The organism is Microbacterium aurantiacum (assembly GCF_002872075.1).
GTDB classification, from domain to species: Bacteria; Actinomycetota; Actinomycetes; order Actinomycetales; family Microbacteriaceae; genus Microbacterium; species Microbacterium aurantiacum_A.
Genome location: NZ_PGGU01000016.1, coordinates 607,551 through 625,484, shown reverse-complemented (window position 1 = coordinate 625,484; position 17,934 = coordinate 607,551). Strand labels below are relative to the sequence as shown.

At 68.5% G+C, this 17,934-nt stretch carries 16 protein-coding genes; 6 read left to right on the top strand and 10 right to left on the bottom strand.

The genetic code is table 11. From position 1 onward, the window contains the following. Positions 1-39 precede the first annotated feature (39 nt). Both CUR96_RS13770 and CUR96_RS13765 read left to right on the top strand, forming a co-directional pair. Entirely contained in the window at positions 40-975 is a 936-nt protein-coding gene (locus CUR96_RS13770) for a dihydrodipicolinate synthase family protein (RefSeq protein ID WP_180969039.1), read from the top strand. 101 nt (positions 976-1,076) lie between these two features. Then, entirely contained in the window at positions 1,077-2,384 is a 1,308-nt protein-coding gene (locus CUR96_RS13765) for an Nramp family divalent metal transporter (protein ID WP_102193841.1), read from the top strand. Between the two features lie 84 nt (positions 2,385-2,468). On the opposite strand, the gene CUR96_RS13760 is transcribed toward CUR96_RS13765, so the two are convergent. Further along, positions 2,469-3,125 carry an FMN-dependent NADH-azoreductase gene (locus CUR96_RS13760; RefSeq protein ID WP_102193840.1) on the bottom strand — a complete coding sequence of 219 codons (657 nt, stop codon included), beginning with the start codon at positions 3,123-3,125 and terminating at the stop codon, positions 2,469-2,471. A 77-nt stretch (positions 3,126-3,202) separates the two neighbouring features. On the opposite strand from CUR96_RS13760, the gene CUR96_RS13755 reads away from it, so the two are divergent. Further along, positions 3,203-3,541 carry a winged helix-turn-helix transcriptional regulator gene (locus tag CUR96_RS13755; protein WP_102193839.1) on the top strand — a complete coding sequence of 113 codons (339 nt, stop codon included), beginning with the start codon at positions 3,203-3,205 and terminating at the stop codon, positions 3,539-3,541. A gap of 25 nt (positions 3,542-3,566) precedes the next feature. On the opposite strand, the gene CUR96_RS13750 is transcribed toward CUR96_RS13755, so the two are convergent. From CUR96_RS13750 to CUR96_RS13710, 9 genes are all read right to left on the bottom strand, one after another. After that, a complete protein-coding gene (locus tag CUR96_RS13750; RefSeq protein WP_102193838.1) occupies positions 3,567-5,084 on the bottom strand; it encodes an SDR family oxidoreductase in 1,518 nt (505 codons plus the stop codon). Between the two features lie 168 nt (positions 5,085-5,252). Beyond that, on the bottom strand, positions 5,253-6,203 hold the full coding sequence (locus CUR96_RS13745) for an ROK family protein (RefSeq protein ID WP_102193837.1): 951 nt from the start codon (positions 6,201-6,203) through the stop codon (positions 5,253-5,255). Then, complete coding sequence (locus CUR96_RS13740) at positions 6,200-7,864, bottom strand: ABC transporter ATP-binding protein (RefSeq protein WP_102193836.1); 1,665 nt, start codon at positions 7,862-7,864, stop codon at positions 6,200-6,202. The genes CUR96_RS13745 and CUR96_RS13740 overlap by 4 nt, the downstream gene beginning before the upstream one ends. Continuing rightward, positions 7,861-8,730, bottom strand: a complete 870-nt coding sequence (locus CUR96_RS13735) for an ABC transporter permease (RefSeq protein ID WP_102194027.1) — start codon at positions 8,728-8,730, stop codon at positions 7,861-7,863. Before CUR96_RS13735 ends, CUR96_RS13740 begins: the two co-directional genes overlap by 4 nt. A 5-nt stretch (positions 8,731-8,735) precedes the next feature. After that, positions 8,736-9,752 (bottom strand): ABC transporter permease, encoded by a 1,017-nt coding sequence (locus CUR96_RS13730; protein ID WP_102193835.1) that lies wholly within the window; start codon positions 9,750-9,752, stop codon positions 8,736-8,738. Between the two features lie 13 nt (positions 9,753-9,765). After that, positions 9,766-11,577: a peptide ABC transporter substrate-binding protein gene (locus tag CUR96_RS13725; protein ID WP_102193834.1), complete on the bottom strand. Its 1,812-nt coding sequence runs from the start codon at positions 11,575-11,577 to the stop codon at positions 9,766-9,768. Between the two features lie 137 nt (positions 11,578-11,714). Further along, on the bottom strand, positions 11,715-13,220 hold the full coding sequence (locus CUR96_RS13720) for a M81 family metallopeptidase (protein ID WP_102193833.1): 1,506 nt from the start codon (positions 13,218-13,220) through the stop codon (positions 11,715-11,717). Positions 13,221-13,290: 70 nt separating this feature from the next. Further along, positions 13,291-14,472, bottom strand: coding sequence for an ROK family transcriptional regulator (locus CUR96_RS13715; RefSeq protein WP_245861272.1), 1,182 nt, complete (start codon positions 14,470-14,472; stop codon positions 13,291-13,293). Positions 14,473-14,551: 79 nt separating this feature from the next. Further along, entirely contained in the window at positions 14,552-15,760 is a 1,209-nt protein-coding gene (locus CUR96_RS13710; RefSeq protein WP_102193832.1) for an MFS transporter, read from the bottom strand. 108 nt (positions 15,761-15,868) lie between these two features. On the opposite strand from CUR96_RS13710, the gene CUR96_RS13705 reads away from it, so the two are divergent. From CUR96_RS13705 to CUR96_RS13695, 3 genes are all read left to right on the top strand, one after another. Continuing rightward, the gene (locus CUR96_RS13705; protein WP_102193831.1) at positions 15,869-16,342 is read left to right on the top strand and encodes a hypothetical protein; all 474 of its coding nucleotides are present in this window, start codon (positions 15,869-15,871) and stop codon (positions 16,340-16,342) included. A gap of 119 nt (positions 16,343-16,461) precedes the next feature. Then, positions 16,462-17,535 carry a M4 family metallopeptidase gene (locus tag CUR96_RS13700; protein WP_102193830.1) on the top strand — a complete coding sequence of 358 codons (1,074 nt, stop codon included), beginning with the start codon at positions 16,462-16,464 and terminating at the stop codon, positions 17,533-17,535. Next, the gene (locus tag CUR96_RS13695; RefSeq protein ID WP_245861270.1) at positions 17,510-17,899 is read left to right on the top strand and encodes a protealysin inhibitor emfourin; all 390 of its coding nucleotides are present in this window, start codon (positions 17,510-17,512) and stop codon (positions 17,897-17,899) included. The genes CUR96_RS13700 and CUR96_RS13695 overlap by 26 nt, the downstream gene beginning before the upstream one ends. The last annotated feature ends 35 nt before the right edge of the window (positions 17,900-17,934 follow it).

Sequence of the window (17,934 nt, the reverse complement as noted above, 5' to 3'; positions counted from 1 at the left end):
AGTAGAAACAGCGACGAAGCTCCAAGGAAAGGACCGATCATGACCCTCGACCTCCGCGGCCTCAACCCCGCCCCCGTCACGCCGTTCACCGAGGACGGCGCCGTCGACTACGAGGCCATCCAGCGCCTCGGCTCCTGGCTCGGCTCGATCGACGGCGTCAAGAGCCTGGTCGTGCTCGGGCACGCGGGCGAAGGCACCTTCCTCACCGACGAGGAGCAGCTCGACGTCATCCGCGCGTTCGTCGCCTCGACCGACGGTCGTGTGCCCGTGATCGCCGGCATCACCAAGGAAGGCAACAGGACAGCCGCCCTCGAGGCGAAGGCCGCCGTCGACGCGGGTGCCGCCGCGGGGCTCGTCTATCCCTCCCACGGCTGGCTGCGCTTCGGCTACCAGCAGGGCGCCCCGCAGTCGCGTTACCGCGAGATCCACGAGGAGTCCGGCCTGCCGCTGATCCTCTTCCAGTACCCCGACAACACCAAGGCGACCTACGACCTCGACACGCAGCTCGAGATCGCCGGCCAGGACGGCGTGTTCGCCACCAAGAACGGCGTCCGCAACATGCGTCGCTGGTACACCGAGATCCCTGCGCTCCGTGCGGCCTACCCCGAGCTGCAGATCCTCTCCTGCCACGACGAGTACCTGCTGCCGACGATGTTCGACGTCGATGGACTGCTCGTCGGCTACGGGAACGTCGCGCCCGAGCCGCTCATCGAGCTCATCGCCGCAGGCAAGGCACGCGACTACGAAGCCGCCCACGCCATCCACGAGCGCCTGCTCCCGGTGACCCAGAACGTCTATCACCGCGGCTCCCACATGGAGGGCACCGTCGCTCTGAAGTGGGGCCTCGTGCAGCGCGGCATCCTCGAGCACGCCACGGTCCGCACACCGCTGCTCCCCCTTCCGGACGGAGCGGATGCGGAGATCGCTGCCGCCTTCGCACTGGCGGGGCTCGGCAGGGTCACCGTCTCCGCGTGATCCCCCGGGTGGGGCGGCCACCCGAGGCCGCCCCACCCCCCTCTCCTTCCGCCCCCGGCGGGCGAGACCCTGCAGTCAACGACGACTCGAAGGACAAGATCATGAACGAACGCACGAAGACGCGTCACGCCTCGACCACACCCGGCACTGGCTACGGGCGGGTCTCCACTGAGACGATGAAGAACATCGTCTCCTCACGCAAGCAACGGCGCCCCTTCTGGCAGCACCTGGCCCTCATCGGCCCGGCGTTCGTCGCGGGCGCCTGGCAGTTCGGCCCCGGCAACCTGACGACCGCGGTACAGGCGGGCAGCGGCTACCAGTACGCCCTCATCTGGGTGATCGTGGTGTCGACGATCCTGATGATCTTCCTCACCGACATGGCGGTACGGCTCGGCATCAAGTCGCCCCTGTCGCTGATCTCCTCCATCAAGGAGCACCTGGGCGGCTGGGTCGGCGTCCTCGCCGGCATCGGCGTCTTCCTCATCACTCTGTGCTTCTCGGTCGGCAACGCCGTCGGATCCGGCCTCGGCCTGTCGATGCTCTTCGGCGGAAGCCCGATCATGTGGACGGTGATCTGCACCGCCGCGGTCGCCGCGCTCCTTCTGCTGCGCAACGTGTACCGGGTCGTGGAGAAGGTGCTCATCGTCATCGTGGCGCTGATGGCGATCGCCTTCGTCGCCTCGGCGTTCATCTCGAACCCCGACTGGGCGGCTGCAGGTTCAGGCCTGCTTCCGACCTTCCCCGGCGGTGCCTGGCTGCTCATCGTGGCCCTCGTCGGCACGAACTTCTCGATCAACGCGGCGTTCTACACCGCCTACGGCACGAAGGAACGCGGCCGCACCGAGGCCGAGTACCGTGACGTCACGATCGTCGACACCATTCCGGGCATCGTGGCTCCCGGCATCATGACCGCTCTGGTGATCGTGGTCGCGGCATCCGTTCTGGGCAAGACCGGAGAGGCGGCGCCGACGGTCGTGGCCCTCGCCGGCATCTTCGAGCCCCTCGCTGGCCCCGTGGGATCGACCGTGTTCGCGCTCGGATTCTTCGGCGCCGCGTTCTCGTCGATGATCGCGAACGCGACGGCCGGCGGCACGATGCTGTCCGACGGACTCGGCAAGGGTGCGTCATCGAGTTCGCTGACCGCAAAGCTCGTCAGCGCCGGCATCCTCGTGTTCGGCATCGCCGTGACGGTGATCTTCCAGCAGTCGCCCGTGCAGCTGATTGTGATCGCGCAGGCCCTGACGGTGTTCGTCGCCCCGGTGCTCGCCGCACTGATCATCATCATGGCGAACCGCGTGACGCTGATGGGCGACATGCGCAACACCTGGTGGCAGAACACAGCCGGCGTCATCGGCCTGCTGGCCGTGCTCGCCCTGTCGGTGCGGCTGTTCCTGACCCTGATCGGCTAGATCGCCGATCACCCGACGGATGCAGGGCCGGACGCGCGTTCCGGCCCTGCATCCGTGCGTGCTGCACGCGAGAGAATCCGCGGGTCAGGCGACCTGCGCCCCCCGCAGCGCCGCAACCTCGCGGCCGTAGGCGACGGCATCCGTCTCGGCCGCCGCCTTGAGCTCCTGCGCGGTGTCGGCGAAGGCGTCGAGTGCCGGGTTCACGCCCACGAGGGTGAACGGACGCTGCACGACGCGCAGATCGAGGCCCCAGACGTCTTCGAGCACGCGGCGCAGCCAGCCGGTCGAGTGGTCCCAGCCGTGCTTCGGCGTACCGGGCGCGTAGTTGCCGCCGAGCACGGTGACCAGTGTCGCGGGCTTGCCCCGCAGCGCCGTGCCCGCCGGATCGATGCGCGAGTCGGTGTAGGCGAGGTCGAACCAGGTCTTGAAATGCTGCGAGACGCCGTAGTTGTACAGCGGCACGGCGAACAGCAGCGCATCGGCGCCGATCAGCTCGTCGGCGAAGCTCGTCGCGAGGGCGCGCGCTTCGTTCTGCGCGGGCGTGCGCTGGTCCGCATCGACGAAGCCACCGGTGACGGCCTCGGCCCAGGCGGTCGCGGGGACCGGGTCGGCAGCCAGGTCACGACGGGTCACCGTCGAGTCTGGGTGGGATGCCGTCCACTCGGCCTCGACGAGGTCGGCGAGCGCACGACTGGCGGACGACGCGGGAAGGATGCTGGCATCCAGACGGAACAGGGACATGACAAGCCTCTCGTTTTTCGTAGTCGCTTCGTTTTTCTTAGCGACATCGGTTAACGTAGCACAGGTAGGATGGAGTCATGCCCGAGACCGGGGAAGAGCTTCATGTGTGCGACGCCGCCGTCACACTGGCCTTCAGCGTGCTCGGCAAACGCTGGAACGGCATGATCATCGCCTCGCTCGGCGGAGGTCCCTCGACGTTCGTCGCCCTGCGCCGCGCGGTCGTCGGCATCAGCGACACGGTGCTCTCCGACCGGCTCGCCGAGCTCGCCGAGGCCGGGCTCGTCGCTCGCACGGTCGACGCCGGCCCACCCATCACCGTGTCTTATGCGCTGACCGCGAGCGGTCAGGGCCTGCTGCCGATCCTCGACCAGCTCGGCACCTGGGCCTCGGCGAACCTCGAGGCCCGCGCGCGCTGACCCGCGGCTTCCGGCTACCCCGCGATCACCAGGGGCTGGGCTCGTAGTCCTTGAGGAACACGCCGTGGATGTCGTCGCCGGCCTCGCCGCGCACGATCGGGTCGTACACCCGAGCCGCGCCGTCGACGAGGTCGAGCGGGGCGTGGAAGCCCTCCTCGGCCAGGCGCACCTTCGTGTAGTGCGGACGCTCGTCGGTGATCCAGCCGGTGTCGACGGCGGTCATCAGGATGCCGTCGGTCTCGAGCATCTCGCCGGCGCTGGTGCGGGTGAGCATGTTCAGCGCGGCCTTCGCCATGTTCGTGTGCGGATGCCCCGGCCCCTTGTACCGCCGGGAGAACTGACCCTCCATCGCCGAGACGTTGACCACGTACTTGCGATGGGAATCGGATGCCGCCATCGAGGGCCGCAGCCGGCTGATGAGCAGGAAAGGCGCCGTGGTGTTGCACAGCTGCACCTCGAGCATCTCGAGCGGATCGACCTGATCGATCGACTGCACCCAGCTGTTCACGCGGTTGACGTCGGGCACGAGGCCGCCGGCGTCGATCGCGGTGCCGTCGGCGTGCTTCTCCAGCGACGACGATCCCGGTGCCATCGCGAGTCGCGCGAGGTCCTCCGCGGTGAGCGCCTGACCGCCCTGCTCGGCGATGGTGCCGCCGAGAGCTGCGACGGAGAGCAGCGGATGCGCATCGACCGAGGCCTGCAGCGCCTGCGGGTGCGGATCCGCAGTGTGCCCGAACGTCTCCATCTCGGGCAGCGGTCCGTCGGGAAGCGGCTGCAGCTCGGCATCCGCCAGCAGCGAGTACGAGCCGGGCGAACGCCGCACGGTCTGCGCGGCGTTGTTGATGAGGATGTCGAGCGGACCTTGAGCTGCGACGGAGTCCGCGAGACCGATCACCTGAGCCGGGTCGCGCAGGTCGATGCCGACGACGCGCAGCCGGTGCAGCCACTCTCCCGAATCCGGAAGCGCCGAGAACCGGCGGACCGCGTCGCGGGGGAAGCGCGTCGTGATCGTGGTGTGCGCGCCGTCACGGAGCAGCCGTAGCGCGATGTGCATGCCGATCTTCGCGCGGCCGCCGGTGAGCAGCGCGCGCTTGCCGCTGAGGTCGGTGCGCGCGTTGCGCTTGCCATGGCTGAAGCGCGCGCAGTCGGGGCAGAGCTGGTGGTAGAAGGCATCGACGAGCGTGTACGGCTGCTTGCAGATGTAGCAGTTGCGCGGCTTGAGCAGCTCGCCTGCGATCGGGGCGTCGACGACGCTGGTCGCGAGGTCGTTGCCGCGGGTCTCGTCGTCGATGCGGTCCGGAGCACCGGTCGCCGTGCGGGCCACGACCGCTCTGTCGGCGTCGGCGATGGCATCCCGGATCTGCTTGCGACGAACGCGCTTGACCGCCTTGAACATCGCTGCCGTCGCGCGGCGGACGGTGACGAAGTCCGGATGCTCCTCGTCGAGCTGGTCCATCTGCTTCAGGACGCGCAACGCGGTGGCGAGGTCTTCGGGGTCGATGCCGGCACCCAGGTCGGGGTTCACGGATGCGGCATCGGTCATTGTGCCGATTTTACGCGAGTGTCCTGGGTGTTCGGTTCGCGTGGGGACCGCCCGCCTGCGCGCGAATCCCGGAGATCTGCAGCTTCTTCGGACGATCTGGCCGAATTCGTCCGAAGAACGCGCAGATCTCCGAGGAACGCGCACGCCCGAAGCGCTCAGCAGGCCCCCTCAGACCAGAGTGCCCTGCCGCAGCAGCGCCGTCAGCACGGTGCCGTTGGCGCCGGCCCACTCGCCGAGCGTGGCCGGAACGATCGGCGGGATGCGGTGGAACGTCGCCCGCTCCGCCACGAAGCGCGCGGCGAGGGTCACCAGATGATGCGGCGCCTGGGCGAGGCCGCCGCCGATGACGATGCACCCGGGGTCCACGAGAGCGCAGAGGGTGAGGATCGCCTCCGCCAGTGCCGACGCCGCATGCTCCACGACCCTCTTCGCGGCCGCGTGTCCGTCCGTGTGCGCGGCGAAGAGCGACTCCGTCCCGCCGGATCCGCCCGCTTCGGCCCACGCCGCACGCAGAGCGGGGGCGCCGATGATCGTCTCCAGGCAGCCCCGGCGGCCGCACGAGCAGACGCTTCCCGATGGATCGATCGTGATGTGCCCGAGTTCGCCGGCTGATCCGTGCGCCCCCGGGACGACGCGACCTCCGACGACGTGGGCGCCGGCGATGCCGGTGCCGAGCGCGAGGACGAAGACGTCATCGACGCCGGCGCCCGCGCCCCACGACGCCTCGGCGACCGCGGCGGCATGGCCGTCGTTGATGACGTCGACCGGGATCCCGAGTTCTGCTTCGAGCCGATCGCCGAGAGCGCAGCCGTCGAGGGCGGGGATGTTCGTGGAGCGCACGACGATGCCGCGGGCCTCGTCGACGATGCCGGGGATCGACAGTACGAGACGGGTCAGTCTCCGATCCCCGCGTACGGCTTCCACGATCGCGGCCAGCCCGTCCACCGGGGCGGACTTCGGAGTCGCGTTCCGACCCCGTGCCAGTGGCTCCGGAGGCCGGGCGGTGGAGGCATCCGCTCTGGCGAGCAGATGCTTCACGCTCGATCCCCCGACGTCGATTCCGAGCACGGCGATGGCATCCGCCGCGACGATCGTCGCGGCGGCCTCCGTGTCGGTCACGAGGCCGCCAGGGCGATCGCCCTGGCCTCCCGCCGAAGAGCCTGCTTGTCCGGGTCGGGGACGGGGACGGAGGCGAGCAACCGGCGGCTGTACGGATGCTGCGGGGCGAGCAGCACCTCGTCGGCGGAACCCGTCTCGACGATCTCGCCCTTCAGCATCACCGCGACGCGATCGGAGATCTCGTGCACGACGGCGAGGTCATGACTGATGAAGAGGCAGGCGAAGTGCATCCGCTCCTGCAGCCTGCGCAGCACCTCGAGCACCGCGGCCTGCACCGAGACGTCGAGGGCAGAGGTCGGCTCGTCGGCGATGATGAGCTCCGGCTCCAGGGCGATCGCCCGGGCGAGCCCGATGCGCTGGCGCTGACCACCGGAGAGCTCGTGCGGGTACCGGGTCGCGTAGTTCGCGGGCAGTTCGACGGCGTCGAGCAGCTCGGCCACCCGGCTCCGACGCTGGGCCGCAGAGGTGGGAACCTTCCGCCGCTGCACGAGCATCGGTTCGGCGATGGCCTCGCCGACCGTCATCCGCGGGTCCAGGCTGGAGCCTGGATCCTGGAAGATCGCACCGATGCGCCCGCGCAGTTCGCGTTCGCGCCGTCGCGACACCCCGCCGAGGCCGATCCGCTCGCCGAACAGCGTGATCTCTCCACCCGACAACGGCAGCAGGCCGAGGGCCGCGCGGCCGAGCGTCGACTTGCCCGAACCCGACTCGCCGACGAGTCCGAGGATCTCCCCCGGCTGGATGCTCAGGCTCACGCCGTCGAGCGCGAGGAACGGGTGCCCGGCGCGGCGATACGTCACGCTCGCTCCGGTCAGCTCGAGAACGGCCGCCTCACGCGGCACATCGGCGCTCCGCTCGACGACCGAGGCCAGATCGGGGAGCGACGGCACCGCGCTCAGCAGTTTCTTCGTGTACTCCTCGCGCGGGGCGGTGAGCACGCCGCGAGTGTCGCCGACTTCGACCATCGTGCCGCGGAACATCACCGCGACCCGATCGGCGATGTCGGCCACGACGCCCATGTTGTGGGTGACGAGGAGGAATGCCGTGCCCGACTCCGCCGCCAGTCGGCGGATGAGGTCGAGGATCTCGGCCTGCACGGTGACGTCGAGGGCGGTCGTCGGCTCGTCGGCGATGATCAGCTGCGGCTCCCCGGCGAGTGCGATCGCGATCACCACCCGCTGACGCTGACCGCCGGACAGCTCGTGCGGGTAGCTGCTCGCCCGGCGAGCGGGCTCGGGGATGCCGACGCGCTGAAGCAGTTCGATGGCGCGCTCCCAGGCGGCGGCCTTCGTCTCGGCACCGTGGTTGAGGATCGCCTCGGTGATCTGATCGCCGATCCGCATGCTCGGGTTGAGCGCTGTCATCGGCTCCTGGAAGACCATCGAGATCGCGGCGCCGCGCACGGAGTTCATCTCGGCCTCGCCGAGCGGCAGCAGCTCGCGCCCGTCGAGGCGGATCGAGCCGGTCACCGTCGCGGAGCGCGGCAGCAGTTTCAGTACGGCCATGGCCGTGACGGACTTGCCCGAACCCGACTCGCCGACGAGTGCGAGCACCTCGCCGGGACGCACCTCGAGGTCGATCCCCTTCACGGCCTGGACAGGTCCGTCCTCGGTGCGGAAGGTGACCTCGAGGCCGGAGATGGAAAGCAGTGCGTCGGTCATGCGGCACGCCCCTTCACGTCGAAGAAGTCACGGAGGCCGTCGCCGATGCTGTTGAACGCGCACACCGTCAGGACGATGCAGAAGCCGGCCGGGAAGATGAGCCACCAGGCCCCGGCGTACGTGTAGGTGATGCCGCTGGTGAGCATGGCCCCCCAGTCGGTGGCCGGCTTCTGCAGCCCCATGCCGAGGAACGAGATGTACGCGACGAGCAGGATCGCGTCCGCGACCTGGAACGTCGCATTCACCACGATCGTGCCGACGGTGTTCGGGACGACGTGCTTCAGAACGGCGCGGGAATGCGTGCCGCCCATCGCCCGCAGCGCCAGCACGTACTCGCGCGACTTCAGCGAGATCGACTCGGCACGCACGAGACGGGCGGGCACGAGCCAGGACACCAGCCCGATGACGCAGATCATCAGCGGCACGCTCGGCCGCAGGATCGCGGAGAGGATCAGCAGCAGGAACGTCGCCGGGATCGCGATCCCGGCATCCACCACCCGCATCATCACCGTGTCGACAGCGCCGCCGACGTAGCCGGCGATGGCGCCCCACAGCGTTCCGATCACGGTTGCCAGCACGCCTGCGGCGAGTCCGATGAGGATCGACACCTGGCCGCCCATCATCAGCCGGCCCAGCACGTCGTAACCGACATCGTCGGTTCCGAGCGGATGACCCGGGCTGCCCGGCGGCAGCATGGTGCTGCGCAGGTCGGTGTGGATCTGGTCCGTGGGATGCAGCAGCGGACCCAGGAAGCAGAACAGCAGGAAGAGGACGATGGTCGCGATGCCGAAGACCGCGAGCCTGTTCTGCAGGAAACGGCGGGCGCCGCGCTGACGCGGAGTCAGCGTGCGCGTCGCGAGGGTCATCGTGCTCACGACAGCTCCTCTCGGGTGCGTGGATCGAGCAGGGCCTGGATGATGTCGGCCAGGAGCGAGCCGATGACGGTCGCGAGCGCGATGACCAGGATGCAACCGAGCAGGACGGGATAGTCGGATGTCTGCGCCGAGGTCCAGAACAGCAGTCCCATCCCCGGATAGTTGAAGAGCGATTCGACGACGATCATTCCGCCGAACATGACCGGCAGGTAGTAGCCGAGCATGGCGATGACCGGTGTCAGCGAGTTGCGGACGACGTGCCGCATGATCACGACCGGAACGGGCGTACCCTTCGCGCGCGCCGTGCGGACGTAGTCCTCGGAGAGGTTGTCGATCGTCGCCGAGCGCATGTAGCGCGAGAACGTCGCGATGATGCCGAGGGCCGCGGTGAGCACGGGGAGGACGAGGCCGGCCGGGTTCGCGAGCACGTCGCCCACCGATTCTCCCTGCGGCGCCTGCGCGGGGACGAGACGCAGCCACTGCGCGAACACGATCACGAGGATGAGGCCGAGGAAGAACGACGGCGTCGAGTAGACGATGAAGTTGACGGTGGTGAGGACATAGTCGGCCGCCTTGCCTCGGCGCACCGCCTGGAAGATGCCCATCGGGATGGCGACGATCAGCGCGACCAGCATCGAGATGACGGCGAGGACCAGGGTCTTCGGGAGACGCTGGCCGATCGCATCCGCCACGGGCCGGTTGAGCTTGAACGAATCGCCGAGATCTCCTTGGACCAGCTGCCCCAGGAAGTGGAAGTACTGCTGCCAGACCGGCAGATCGAACCCGTTCTCGCGGTTGAAGGCGTCGATCTGCTCCTGCGTCGCCTGCATGCCGAGGATGCCGGCGGCAGGACCTTGCGGCATGGCGAGGTGGAGCAGCGCGAACACGATCAGCGTCACGATGAGGATGACGATCCCGCCCTGGCCGCCCCGTCGCAACAGGTACCACCAGAACCGGGAGCCGCCGGCCCTCTCCGTCTTCTGCGCGCTCTGCGCTGCTTCCACCACGCTCATGCTCACCTGCCTGTTACTTGGTCCAGGACCAGCGCTGCGGAAGGAACGATGCGCCCGGGTCCTGGTGGGCGATGTCGAGTCCGTCGCGGACGACCGAGACCTGGTACACCGGGTTGGGCATCCACATCACCGGAAGATCGGTGGCGAGGTACTCCGAGTACTTCTTGGCGATCTCCGGGTCCGTCGAGAAGGCCATCGCCTGGACGAGCGCCTCCGCCTCCGGGTTGTCGTACTGCCCGGCGTTCCACTTGGTGTCCTTCGCGAAGACGCGCTCGCCGGTCGCGTACGGCGGGAAGTACCAGCTGCCGGCGGTGCCGAAGAAGACGAGTTCCCACGTGCACGTGGTGCCGGTCTTGCACTCCTGCGCCTGCGTGAGCACGCTGTCCAGCGGCTTCGAGTCGATCGTCATCTTGACGCCGATCTTGGCCAGCGACGACTGGATCTCGGCCATCGTGTTGTCGGTCTCCTGCGAGCCGCTCTGCGTGGTGACGACGATCTCGGCCTTCTGCCCCGCGGCGATGCCCTCGCCGCACTGACCGGCGCCGGCGCCCGCGTCCACGCATTCGAGCGTGTCGTCGGAGCCCTTCTTCCAGCCGTTGTCGGTGAAGAGCTTCTCGGCGGTCTTCAGATCGAAGGGGTAGGGGTTGTCCTTCTGCACGTCGGACAGCCCGATGGAGTCTGCCGTCTGCGGGATGGGCCCGTAGTCGGGTGTCGCCGCGCCGTGCCAGACGACCTCGGAGATGGTCTCCTGGTCGATGGCGTGCTGCAGCGCCTGGCGCACGTAGAGCTGCTTGTAGAACGCGCCCTTCTCGGGGTTCGCGAAGTTGTACGGCATGTACGTGATCGACCAGCCGGCCCACGGCTCGATGCTGTAGCCGAGGTCGGTGAACTGCTTCTCGTTGGTGAGCTGCGAGCTGGTGACGTAGCCGTAGTCGACCTCGCCCGAGCGGACGACGTTCATCTCGGCGTCGGCGGAGGTGAACGGAAGAAACTTGACGTTCGGGATGCTCGGCTTGTCCTCGCCCGTGTACTTCTCGTTCGCGGTGAGCTCCACCAGGCCGGAATCCGACCAGCTCTTCACCGTGTACGGGCCGGAGACGACCTTCCACAGCTCGTTGGTGGCGTAGGTCTTCATGTCCTCGGCCTCGCTGAAGAGGTAGTCGAGCACCTGGGTCGACCCCGCCGCCTCGCGATCGTGGTCGCCGATCTCGCCGTCCGCGCTCGTCTTGTCCCAGACGTGCTGCGGCATCGGGTAGATGAGGCTGAGCTGGTTCCCGAGCAGGAACTCCTCGTTGTAGACCTTGTCCATCGTCAGCGAGAACGTCTTGTCGTCGATGATCGTGAAGGCGGTGATGTTGTCGGGCATGAGGCCCGCGGAGTAGCCGCCGGTCTTCTCGCCGTTGAAGCGCACGAGGTTGTACCAGAACTCCACGTCGCGCGACGTGACGGGCTCACCGTCGGACCAGTCGAGGTCGTTCAGGGTGATGGTGATGGTCTTGAGGTCTTCGGAGAACTCGTAGGACTTCGCTGCGGATGCCTTCTCGTCCCAGCCCATCTCCCCGTCGACGCCGTTGTACTCGAACAGGCGCGGCCACATCGTCGCCTTGATGGCGCTGTTGTGGGTGGCCATCTTGTCCGGGGAAGAGATCGGCAGGATCCAGTTCGGGCCGGTGCCCACCTGGAGCGCGAAGCTGACGGTGTCCTTCTCGGCATCCGCTCCGTTGCCGCCCTGCGCGCCCGCCTGGCAGGCGGTCAGGGCGAGGGTTGCGACGGCCAGGGCGCCCAGCGGGGCGAGTATCCGGCGACGCAGCGACTGAGTTCGCATGAAAACTTCCTTGTTCCAACGCTCCACCCAGGAAGCGTTCGTCCGAAATATGACGCACTTTGCATCATGCCCGAACTAAGTATCGGGAAACAGCGACTCTTGTTACGTTTGGGTAACTTACTTAGTTCGGTATCGCATTAAGCCACGACGGCTCGGGAACCCACGATCTCGGCGCTGAGGTCAGGAGCATCCGAGAACTCGTCGAAGGGATGCATCGGTCGCTGGATGCGGTGGTGCCCGAGTCGCTCGAGATCCTGATCCACCCCGCCGGGGGTCAGCGCGAGCGTCCAGCCGCGCATGATGGCGTAGAGCTCAGGCTCGAGGTAGCCGATCTTCGTGACGACGATCTGGGCCGAAGCCGGATCCAGACCGATCGAACTGAAGTCGGAGACGGCGTGGTACGCCTTGCGGAACTCCGTGACGATCACGTGCAGGCCGCCGACGCGGATGACGGCGATGCCGCCGGCATCCACATCCCCCTCATGCAGGCTGTGCAGGATGCCCTCGACGAGCACCGGTCCGTGCGGTCCGCTGTCGACGCGCGCGCCGACCTCGACGGACACCCGGTCCCCAACGGCGTGACGGCGCAGGACATCGAGGGCGCCCCTGTCGAACACCGAGGCGCAGAGCGTGGTCGGCGCGTCGTCGGAGGTGAGTTCCGGCTTCGTCAGCAGCTGCGCCAGCGTCCACGTGACATCACCGGTGCCCCCGGCGCCGGGATTGTCACCCGAGTCGCTGATGAAGTACGGAGTGTCGGATGCCGTGAGACCGGCGGCGACGCCCTCGTCGAGGGTCCCGGGAGGGCCGACGAACTCGAAGTCGTCGCGCACGTCCCAGAACACCCGCCCGAGTTCCTCGGCGGCGCTCGCGGTGGCACTCTCATCGGTGCCGGTGACCACCACGGTGGCGTGGCAACGCGGCTCGTCCGCCCAGGCATAGCCGATCCAGATCGCCGCATCCGTGATTCCGGGGCGGGCCTCGATCTCCGGGATGCGCGCATACAGGCTCTTAGCCGGCTCGACGCGGGTGCTGGTCTTCTCGCCGGGCAGCAGGATCGGCACGCGCACCCAGGCGCGATGCGGAGTGACGCCGTCCTCCAGCGCGCGGACGAGGTTCCGGATCGCCCTGTCGCGGGTCTCCCAGGTGTCCTCGTGCGGGGCTAGGCGGTAACAGGTGATGATGTCGACGTTCTCGACGAGGGCACGCGAGACGTTGCCGTGGAGGTCCATCGAGGCGGAGACGACGACATCCGGGCCGATCACGCCGCGGATCGCGGTGATGAGGTCCCCCTCGGCATCATCCAGGCCGACGACACTCATGGCACCGTGGATGTCGAAGAACAGTCCGTCGAGCGTTGCGCCGTCGGCGACGAGCGCGGCGAGGCCCTCGCAGATGCGCGCCTTGATGCTCTCGTAGACCTCGGGCAGCACCGCACCGCCGGGGATCGAACGCGCGTAGTACACCGGCAGCCATTCGGCGCGGTCCGTGAGCTCGCCGTTGCGCAGCGCGTCGTAGCGCTCGACCAACTCAGCGCCCTCGACGCGTTGGAAATCGCGCTCGCCGGCTCGATGCGGCGAGAAGGTGCTGGACTCGATCGCCATGCCGGCGATCGCGATGCGAGGACGCGAGGAGGGTTCCGTCATGCCTCGAGTTTATGCCTCATATCGAAGCTTGATAAATCACTTGTTCCGAAATGGTGACAACTTTTGTCGACTACCGCACTTGGATGGGAACCCGCAGATCCTCATCGATGCGCGCCGGATCGAGCATCCGCTCCAGCAGTTCCCAGCCGACTCCGCGCGCACCGGCCAGTGCGCCCGCCCGGCTCACGCCGATCTCGAGGGAATCGGTCGACATCGGCAGGCAGAGCGTGAACAGCGCCTGCCGGACACCCGCCACGAACGCGTCTGCAGTCGCGAGTCGTCCGCCGAGGGCGAGTGCCTGCGGGTTGAAGAAGTTGATGATGGTGGCCAGCACCTCCCCCGTCCTGGCGCCGGCTTCACGCAGAAGCGACGTGGCCTTGGGGTGCGCATCCTGCGCGAGGGCGAGGACGTCGTCGAGCGTCTCCACCGACACTCCCGCCTCTTTCAGGGCGTCGACGATCGCCGCTCCGCTCGCGACCACGTCGAGGCATCCGACGCGTCCGCAGGAGCAGATCACCGGCGGTGCGTTGTGCAGTGCCACGTGGCTGATGTCTCCGGCGACCCCACGGAAGCCCCGGTATACGGAGCCGTTGAGGATGATCCCGCATCCGATTCCGCTGCCGGCCTTCACGAAGACCAGTTGTTCCTCGTCACCACCGCGTTCGATGTACTCCCCGACGGCCATGGCGTTGGCGTCATTGTCGATGAGGTACGGCAGCCCGGTGACGGATCCGAGGACCTCGCCGACGTCGACGCCGTTCCAGCCCGGCATCCGCATGGGAGCGAGCAGGCGCGAGGTGCGGGCGTCGACCGGTCCGGGCAGGCTCATCGCGATCCCGTCGATGTGCAGGCCGTCCTCCTGGCCCACCAGCTGCTGGGCCGCCTCCCACACCTGGCCGACGACGCTCTCGACGCCGTCGAGCAGCGACACCTGCACGACGGTGGATGCGACGATGTCGGCACGGCGGTCCAGCAGGGCGATCGTCGCGTGGCTCTCGCCGAGGTCGACGCCGGCGACGACGCTGCCGCCCGACTTCACCGCGAGCACTCGCGGACGTCGCCCTCCTCGCGATTCGCCCTGGCCGTTCTCCTCGATGAAGCCGTGGGCGGTGAGCTCGTCGACGCGGAGCGCGACCGTCGACGCGGACAGCCCGGTCAGGCGCGCGAGGTCGGCGCGGGAGTGGGCGCGGCCGGTGCGTACGAGCCGAAAGAGTTCGCCCGCGGAGTGCACGGTCTGTGTCGCCGGGGTCACGGTGTCCTCGAATCATCTTGTTCCGGTAGTCAAACAAAGATACCCGCGGAACTGGATTAATGTCACGCTCGTTCGGCGCTCAGGTTTCGCTCCTCCTCCTGGCATCGGCGCGCGCCACCGAACGGACGCTGACGAGATGCGCCAGCAGAGTGATGCCGACGATTCCGGTGGACAGCAGGGGAAGCGTGTCGGGAGCGACGCCGAGGGTCAGCGCCAGACCACCCAGGGCACTGCCGAGCGCGGTGCCCACCCACATCGCGCTGCCGTTGAGTGCCAGCACGAAGGCCGCCGACTCCGGTGCCATCGCTCCGAGCCGCGCCTGCAACGGCACGCCGGATCCGCCGTTGAAGAACGCGCAGCCGACGAACCACAGCACAGCGGCCGTCGCCCCCAGCGCACCGGGCAGCAGGAGGCCGGCCGAGCCGAAGGCGGCGACGACGATGAGCGACCCGATGATGATCGTGATCACCCGCGACGGCGGGATGCGGTCCGTGAGGCGCCCCGAGATGATGTTGCCGACGAGGCTCACGATGCCGTAGCCGAACATCACGGCGATCATCCCGAATCCGTCGCCGACCCGCGGGATGAAGATCAGCGTCGCGTACGTGAAGCAGAAATAGCTCGCGCACATGAGACCCGCCGGGGTCAGCAGCGCGAAGAGGATGTTCCCCTGCGTCAGCGGGCGCAGCGACTCACGCAGACTGAGGGGCGGGAGGTGAAGGGTCGGCACCTTCAGGACGATTCCGATGAGCGCGACGGATCCGGCGCCGACGACCATGAACATCGGGATGCGCCAGTCCTGCTGCCCCGCGACGAGTCCGATCGGCACGCCCAGAGCGGTCGCCGCAAGCCACCCTCCCAAGACGAGCGACAGGGCGCGCCCACGGCGTTCGGGCGGCGACTTCGCGATCACGTAGGCGGCGATGACGGCGTTCAGCAGCCCGCCGCCGAGGGCGGAGACCACCCGGCCGGTCATCGCCCAGGCGAAGGTGGGCGCGACGGCCACGATGAGATTGCCGACGACGAAAACGGCCAGCGACCCGAGGATGATGGCCTTGCGCTCCCAGCGGCCGGTCAGTGCCCCGAGCAGGGGCCCCGCGAGCGCGACGGTGACCGCGAACGCGGTCATCAGCTGTCCCGCCGCGGCCTCGGTCACCGCGAAGTCGTCGGCGATCTGCGGCAGGAGCCCCGCGAGCACGTAGCCGTCGATTCCCATGGAGAAGGTCGCAACGGCAAGCCACAGAAGGGCGCCGAGGTCGGCGCTCCGCGTCTCATCCAGCTTCTGCATCCGCTCATCTAAGCAGAGGCGGGGGACACGCGGGCCGGTTTCGTACACCCGCCTCTCATATCCGTCGCCCCGCTGCGGCCGACGTCGGCGGTGGCGCAGAATGTGTCCATGAGAGCATCCGACCCGCACGTGATCGGCCCTGGCCTCCTGCCCACCCCGTTCACCGCGGCCGAGATCCGCGAGGCCACCGGCACGGGGAAGACGATCAGGATCCGCGTCGAGTCGCCGGACGGGTCTGCGTTCGAACGGGTGAACCGCTTCCGGGAGACGGATGCCGAGGGCGCGACGCTCGACCGATGGAACGGCGATTCGCCCGACGACATCACCTCCGGTCGCGTGACCTGGGTCGAGCTCCAGAGCCATGCGGCGTTCCCCGCCGAGCGCACGACGGTGTCGACCGAGACTCTCGAGCTGCCCATCGGGCGGGTGGAGTGCCTCCGCTACGACACGAAGGATGCTCCGGATGCCGAGGCGGCGACGTTCTGGTTCTCGACGGCGCATCCCGGGATGCCGGTGCGCTTCGACGCGGTCGACGGCGGCGGGGTGATCCGCACCACCGTGGTGAGCATCGAACGGGACTGACGGCAGCGGCACTCCTCCCTCCACATGTCGGCCTCCACATGCCGGCCGATTCGGATGCGAGCCGGGCGACTCGCGCGCAACCCGTGCGCCACGTCGGATGCCGGGCGTAGGGTCGCAGCATGAGCAGCAGCACATCATCCCCCGAGCGTCACGGTGTCGTGCCGTCCTACCTGCTCGCGCGACTCGCCGAGTCCGGCCGCTTCCCCCGCGCGGCCGCCGCAGCGCGACAGACGTTGACGAGTGGCCGTCCTCCTTTCCGGGCACGCATCGACCTGTCGATCGACGAGAACGGCGACCTCGTCGCGCAGCTCTCCGATGCCCCGAACCGCACGATCAGCGATGCCGGCAACACGCAGCAGCTGCCGGGCGCGGTCGTGCGCGGCGAAGACGACCCTCCCGTGGCCGACGCCTCCGTGAACGAGGCGTTCGACGGGCTCGGCGCGACGTTCGAGATGCTGCTCTCGGCATTCGGCCGCAACTCCCTCAACGACGCGGGCGCCCCGCTCGACGCCACCGTGCACTACGGCGTCGACTACGACAACGCCTTCTGGGACGGCGAGCGCATGGTCTTCGGCGACGGCGACGGCGAGGTGTTCCGCGGATTCACCGGCTCGATCACGGTCATCGGTCACGAACTGGCGCACGGCGTCATCCAGCACACCGCGAACCTCGAGTACCAGGGCCAGCCCGGCGCCCTCAACGAGTCGATCGCCGATGTCCTCGGCGCACTGACCGAGCAGTTCCTCCTGGATCAGACAGCCGATGCCGCCACCTGGCTGATCGGCGCCGAGATCTTCACCGACGCTGTCGAGGGCAAGGCCCTGCGTTCGATGCTCGATCCCGGCACCGCCTATGACGACGACGAGCTCGGTAAAGACCCGCAGCCCGCGCACATGCGCGATTTCGTGAAGACCACGGAAGACAACGGCGGCGTGCACATCAACTCCGGCATCCCGAATCGAGCCTTCGCTCTGTTCGCGCGCGACCTCGGCGGCAACGCCTGGGAGCGAGCGGGTGTCGCCTGGTATCAGGCGCTGACCGGAGGGCTGTCGAGCACGGCGACCTTCACGGAGTTCGCCGACGCCACGGTCGCGGCCGCCGCCGAGCTCGGCGACGAGATCGCCGATGCCGCTCGACGCGCGTGGCGCGCCGTGGGAGTGTATGAGGATGAGCGAGTCCCCTCAACAGAATGAGGAGCCTGAGCCGGCGCAGTCGCCGGAGCCGAGCGAGTCGCCGGAGGCTTCCGAAACCTCGCCAGGCGGCGCCCTCCGGCGCGACGCGCGAGTCGTGATCGCCGTGGTGCGCACCGGCGGGATCGCCGGCATCTCTCGTCGCTGGCGGGTCGAACCAGAACCGGCCGAAGCTCCCCAGTGGATCGCCCTCATCGAACGCTGCCCGTGGGATGAGACCTCGGGCGACCAGCCCGGCGCCGACCGGTTCGTGTGGAGCATCCGCGCCCGCACCCCGTCGGAGCGCAGGGAACGGGAGGTCCCGGACTCGGAGCTCTCCGGTCCGTGGCGCGAACTCGTCGACGCGGTGCGCAAGGCGCGCGGCTGAGCCGCTTACGCTGTTCCTGGAATCCATGACGGACC